At 65.1% G+C, this 4,325-nt stretch carries 4 protein-coding genes; 3 read left to right on the plus strand and 1 reads right to left on the minus strand.

All coding sequences use genetic code 11. From position 1 onward, the window contains the following. The 3 genes from VXC91_RS42810 to VXC91_RS42820 all read left to right on the plus strand — a co-directional run. A partial coding sequence (locus VXC91_RS42810; RefSeq protein WP_329512761.1) for an alpha/beta fold hydrolase occupies nt 1-1,045 on the plus strand: 1,045 nt, incomplete at its 5' end. Between the two features lie 499 nt (nt 1,046-1,544). After that, a complete protein-coding gene (locus VXC91_RS42815) occupies nt 1,545-2,321 on the plus strand; it encodes an alpha/beta fold hydrolase (protein ID WP_329512764.1) in 777 nt (258 codons plus the stop codon). Nucleotides 2,322-2,933: 612 nt separating this feature from the next. Then, nucleotides 2,934-3,782 (plus strand): tryptophan 2,3-dioxygenase, encoded by an 849-nt coding sequence (locus tag VXC91_RS42820; RefSeq protein WP_329512762.1) that lies wholly within the window; start codon nt 2,934-2,936, stop codon nt 3,780-3,782. A 214-nt stretch (nt 3,783-3,996) separates the two neighbouring features. Here the strand turns inward: VXC91_RS42820 and VXC91_RS42825 are convergent, their stop codons facing one another. After that, nucleotides 3,997-4,212 (minus strand): hypothetical protein, encoded by a 216-nt coding sequence (locus tag VXC91_RS42825; protein WP_329512763.1) that lies wholly within the window; start codon nt 4,210-4,212, stop codon nt 3,997-3,999. Nucleotides 4,213-4,325: the final 113 nt, after the last annotated feature.

A 4,325-nucleotide genomic window follows, 5' to 3' on the forward strand; every position in this document is an offset into this window, starting at 1 on the left:
CAGGCGGACTTTCGGCAAGGCCCTCGGCGCGGGCACGGCGAGCACGGCGACCGCCTCACTGGCGGGGATGACCGCCCCCTCCTCGGCCTCGGCGACCGCCCGAAGGGGCGCGGAATCAGCCGGGCCGGACCAAGCGCGAGGGACCCTCTCCTTCGGTGCGCTGAAGCAGACCCGGGCCGGCGAGTTGAGCATCGGCTACGCCGAAGCAGGACCCGCCCACGGGCCCGCGGTGATCCTGCTGCACGGCTGGCCGTACGACATCCACAGCTACGTCGGGGTGGCACCGCTGCTGGCCACGCACGGCTACCGCGTCATAGTCCCCTACCTGCGCGGCTACGGGACGACCACCTTCCTGTCCGCGAAGACGTTTCGCAATGCCGAGCAGGCGGTGTTCGCGCTGGACATCATCGCGTTGATGGACGCCCTGCGGATCGAGCGGGCTGTCCTCGGCGGCTTCGACTGGGGATCCCGCACCGCCGACATCATCGCAGTGCAGTGGCCAGAGCGCTGCAAGGCCCTGGTCTCCGTAAGCGGCTACCTCATAACCGACCGGAAGCAGCAGCGCCTGCCGCTGCCCCCGGCGACCGAGTGGGCGTGGTGGTACCAGTACTACTTCTCCACCGAGCGGAGCGAGCTGGGCCTTGCGGAGTACCGGCACGACTTCGCCAAGCTCATCTGGCGCAACGTCTCGCCGACCTGGCACTTCAGTGACGCCACCTTCGATCGCACCGCCCAGGCGTTCGACAACCCGGACTACGTCCGCATCGTGATCCACAATTACCGCTGGCGGCTCGGCCTCGCGCCGGGCGACTCGCGCCACGACGACCTCGAGGCGAGGCTCGCCGAAGGCCCACCCATCCACGTGCCCACTGTCACACTCGACGGTGCGCTGGATCCCTTCACCCCGCCCGGCAACGGGGCCGCCTATCGCGGGAAGTTCACCGGCCCCTACGTCCACCGCACGCTGAAGGGCATCGGCCACAATGTTCCGCAGGAGGCGCCCGAGGCGTTCACCCAGGCGGTCCTGGAAGCCGACCGCATGTGACACCGCACGGGCCGGAAGCTCAGTTGCTGATGGCGAGAGCCTAAAGCTGAGCACGGGCTGGCCCTCGGGGAGTATCGGAGCGGAAATTAGCGACGGCTGACCACAGTCGTCAGACCAACATGGACGGGAGTGTTCCGATGACAATTTCCATCTGGCCCGGTCCGAGCATGGCAAGTAAAAATGATCGAGTTGGTCGCTTCATGTACTCCCACATCTAGTGACGCGTAACGCGGTACCAACTCCAGGTAGGAGAATGATGAGCATAGGAATAGGAAAGAGGAATAGAATCATCGCGCTCATAGCGGCGTTGGTGGCCCTCCTCGGGGTCTCCGCGACCTTGAGCTCCGGAGCATGGGGTGAGAGTCGCGAGCACAGCTCCACGGCGGCGAAGTCGTCGTATCCGCAAACTGAGCCCCCCGCTGGTTTTCACTCCAAGTACGCGGAAGTAAATGGCTTCCGTATGCACTACATGCGGGGTGGCAAGGGTTCGCCCGTGGTAATGATCCATGGGTTCCCCCAGTCGTGGACCGAGTTTCGGCAGCAGATGGTCCCGCTCTCCAAGGCTCACACCGTGATCGCCGTCGACCTGCGTGGCACTGGTGACTCCCAGGTCACTGAGAGCGGTTACGACGCAACGACGCTCGCGGGAGACGTGCATCAGCTGCTGAAGCAGCTGGGGCTCAACGACGGTGTCCAGATAGTCGCCCACGACATCGGTGTCTGGGTCGCATACGACTATGCGGCGCAGTGGCGTTCGGAGGTGCAGCGCATGGCGGTGATGGAAGCTCCCATCCCGGATGACAGCATCTACAGCTACCCCGCTCTCAACGCCGACCCGGGCAAGCCCGCCCCGTGGCACTTCGGTCTGTTCCAGCTGCCGCTCGCCGAGAGCCTCATCGCCGGTCACGAACGTGTGCTGGTCCACGACATGATGACGGAGTACCTCGCGGGTAACCCGTCGCCGTTCACGTCGTCGGACTTCGACTACTACGCCCACCTCCTGAAGGAGCCCGGCCACACGAAGGCGTGGATGGACGTATACCGTGGGCTCCGCACGGACGTGCAGCAGAACAAGGCGTACCTGGCTCAGGGCAAGCTGCAGATGCCCATCCTCGCGATCGGTGGCGAGGATTCCTTCGGTCAAGGGGTCCCCGACCAGTGGCGTAAGTACGCCGTGAACGTCGAGGGGCATGTCCTGAAGAATTCGGGCCACTTCGTGACGGAGGAGAAGCCGCAGGAAGTGAACTCTATGCTGGAGTCCTTCCTGCAGAAGTAGCTTTCACCGTCAAGGGACGAACCGCAACGATCCCTGCAAACGTCGGGGAAACATCTCCGTCGATAAGGTCGCGCCGGTGGGGACAGAAATCTTCACCAGCGCGACCCAACGGGGTACGGTGCCGAAATACTGGATGAGTCGTCCAAGGTTCGCCGTCGAGATGGGGAGTTGGAAAAGCTACACGTCCGACGTGAGAGCGACGATTTCCGCGAGGGTCGCCTGACGGTGCCCTCCCGGAAATCGCCGTACCGACACCTTCCAGAGAAATCCTTGCCCGGTATGTATGAGCTCCCGCCTGGAGGCAGTCGTACCGTCAAGGCCCGCTGCGCTCCCGGCCGTAGCAAGGCACTGCCTCGCTGGCCGGGCAGTGACCTCAACGAAGATTTGGTCGACAGCCGCACACCGGTGGACTGGTGAGCCGGTCACCACGCCGGCAAGCCGAGTTGGCCGCGGGATGTTGCCCAGCCGATGTTGCGGGCGTTCCCGAGGAAGGCTGGCGAGGCTAACGGCGACCTCCAACACACACGACAATCGGTGCCTTGCGGCGACGGAGCTTCGCATGTCCGCGAGTCCGTCGAAGTCACCACCAGCCCTTGTGGGAGAGATATCCTCATGGCCAGCGAATCCTGGCGCGACCTGCGTCCACCGTCCGCCACATCGGGCGACGAAGACGGAACCACCGGATACATCGAGTACTTCCAGGTACGGCAGTTGCACACCCTTCAACGGCCGGTCACGGAAACCCCCTACGAGATGGCCTTCGTGGTCAGCTCACAGGTGATGGAGCTCTACTTCGGGCTGCTGTGTCATGAGCTCGCTCGAGCGCGACGCGAGGTCCGTGCCGACGACGTCCCCGCGGCTTTGCGTACCCTGCTTCGGAGCGTGAGCCACCTGCGTGCCCTGGAAGGCACCTGGGAAAGCTACGCGGACATGACGCCCGCAGACTGGAACCCCATCAAGGCCCGGCTCGGCAAGGGTGAGTCCTCCTCGGTCCACTCGTGCATGTACCGGCACCTGGCCTTCCTGCTGGGACTGAAATCCTCCAAGATGCTGGAGCCGCACCGGTCCACTCCGTTGATCCACAAGGGGCTCCAAGAAGCGCTCAGCGCGCCCAGTCTGTACGACGAGGTTCTGAACCTGTTGCAGCGCAGAGGACTGCCGCTTCCCGAGTCGGTCGTCCACCGCGACTTCGCCGAACCCTACGTCAGCCGGCCGGAGGTCGAAGCGGCATGGGTGCGGGTCTACCACGAGAAGTCTTTCGCCGAACTGATGGCGCTCGGCGAGTTGCTGACCCAGGTCAGTGACCACTTCACCCGATGGCGGGAAAGACACCTCACGGTAACCATGCGCACCTTCGGGGCCAAGCCGGGCTACTACCGTACGGAGGCCGTTGCACGGCTGCGCCGCGGCCTCGACCAGCCTGTCTTCCCCGAACTGTGGAGCTCACGCACTGCCTTGTGACCACAGAAGCGCCGTACGCTCCCTCGTACGACGACGGTGCTGAGTGCTCGGAGTGTGGGTGCTGAACCCTCCACGCCGGCACCAGAGCGATGAGTGAAGGCGTGATTCTGCGCCTCGCTGGTGATGTTCTCCAGCTGCTTGGCGGCGGAGTCGGAGAAGGCGATCCGGGCGCGGCGCGGGCCGTGCTGCGGGGCCATCAGGCGACGGCCGGGCGTTAGCGAGCGAGCCGGGCGAGGTGGGCCTCGCGCAGCTCCTCCCACGGCATGCAGTCCTCCACCGACGGCAGCCCGTTGGCCGCGATGTCCTCCAGGACCGCGGCGAACTGGTCGGCGTCCTCGTGGGTCTTGGCCGCGTACGCGCGCACCGTGTCGGCGGCCGCGGGCTCTAGCTGCTGCCGGGCGTGGTCGGTGGTGGCGGGCTGTTCGCTCATCGAGGGCTCCAGGGGGCAGAACTGTGGTCGAACGCGCTAGCGAGTTCGTTGTGAACGTCAAGGTCCGTCTTGATGATCTCGCTCGCCAGGGAGCCGAGGCTGCAGCCTTCCTG

This window comes from Streptomyces chiangmaiensis, from assembly GCF_036281785.1.
Taxonomy (GTDB): Bacteria; Actinomycetota; Actinomycetes; order Streptomycetales; family Streptomycetaceae; genus Streptomyces; species Streptomyces chiangmaiensis.

Coding starts and splice junctions, on each gene's coding strand:
- VXC91_RS42815 (WP_329512764.1), top strand. CDS start 1,545: ATGATCCATGGGTTCCCCCAGTCGTGGACCGAGTTTCGGCAGCAGATG.
- VXC91_RS42820 (WP_329512762.1), top strand. CDS start 2,934: ATGGCCAGCGAATCCTGGCGCGACCTGCGTCCACCGTCCGCCACATCG.
- VXC91_RS42825 (WP_329512763.1), bottom strand. CDS start 4,212: ATGAGCGAACAGCCCGCCACCACCGACCACGCCCGGCAGCAGCTAGAG.